Source organism: Aliiruegeria sabulilitoris (genome assembly GCF_001558155.1).
In the GTDB taxonomy this organism is placed as follows: Bacteria; Pseudomonadota; Alphaproteobacteria; order Rhodobacterales; family Rhodobacteraceae; genus Tropicimonas; species Tropicimonas sabulilitoris.
Map to the genome: position 1 here is coordinate 1 of NZ_LOAS01000104.1, position 1171 is coordinate 1171.

1 protein-coding gene is annotated in these 1171 nt (G+C 61.1%); it reads left to right on the plus strand.

Annotated features, from left to right (window positions below; translation table 11 throughout):
- Positions 1 to 68 precede the first annotated feature (68 nt).
- The gene (locus AX756_RS24745; protein ID WP_068318553.1) at positions 69 to 1091 is read left to right on the plus strand and encodes an IS110 family RNA-guided transposase; all 1023 of its coding nucleotides are present in this window, start codon (positions 69 to 71) and stop codon (positions 1089 to 1091) included.
- Positions 1092 to 1171 lie beyond the last annotated feature (80 nt).

Consider the following 1171-nt stretch of genomic DNA (forward strand, 5'->3'; position numbering starts at 1 on the left):
CCCGAACGGCATCGCATTGTGCCATGTTGGTACTGTGTGAAAGCCAACAAAGGAGAGGAGCCGACCACATGGAGATTACAACACTCGGGATTGATCTGGCCAAGTCCGTTTTCCAGCTTCATGGCTTGGATGCCGATGGCGCTGTCGTATTGCAGAAAAAACTGCGGCGGGGCGCGGTTCTCGATTTTCTCGGCAAGCTCGATCCCTGCCTGATTGGCATCGAGGCCTGTCCGACTTCACACTTCTGGGCGCGAGAGATCGCAGTCCTCGGCCATGAGGTCCGGCTGATCCCGCCAGCCTATGTGAAACCTTATGTGAAGCGGCAAAAGAACGACGCTGCGGATGCTGAGGCGATCTGCGAGGCGGTAACGCGGCCGAGCATGCGCTTCGTGCCGGTAAAGAGTGAGGAGCAGCAGGGCGTTCTGGTCCTACATCGGTCCCGCGACTTGCTGATGCGGCAGCGCACGATGATCCTGAATGCGATCCGGGCCCACTTCGCCGAGTTTGGGATCATCGCCGCGCAGGGGCCTCGAAAGGTTGCGGAACTTGTCGTTCGCCTTCGTGATGATGACACGCTCGGACTGCCCGAGACAGCCCGGTCCGCGCTCCTTGCTTTAGCGGTTCAACTTGACAGCCTGGCCGCTGAGCTCCGGAATATCGAGCGACAACTGCTGGCCTGGCACCGGCAGAACACCGCAAGCCAGCGGCTCGAGACGATCCCGGGCGTGGGTATCATCACCGCCACGGCCCTCGCGGCCAGCGTGCCGGATCCCTCCGTATTCCGTTCCGGCCGGCAATTCGCGGCGTGGCTAGGGCTCGTGCCACGACAGAACTCATCCGGTGGAAAGGACCGGCTTGGAAGGGTCTCCAAGATGGGGAATGGCTATCTGCGCCGGCTGCTGGTCGTGGGCGCGACGTCGGTGACGCGACGCGCTGAAACCACCCACACGCGAACTGGTGTCTGGACCCAGGCCCTTCTGGAGCGCAAGCCATACCGGCTTGTCACGGTGGCAATTGCCAACAGGACCGCTCGAACCGCATGGGCATTGCTTGCAAAGGGAGAAACCTACAGGGCTGCGCCGGCCGCCTGACAAAAGGAGACAGATGCTGCAACCAGGTATCGCCACGAAGAGATGCAAGGGCAGATGTGAATGATGATGATCGAACGGGA

Excerpts from the sequence above, each read along its gene's own strand:
- AX756_RS24745 (WP_068318553.1), top strand. The coding sequence starts at position 69 with ATGGAGATTACAACACTCGGGATTGATCTGGCCAAGTCCGTTTTCCAG.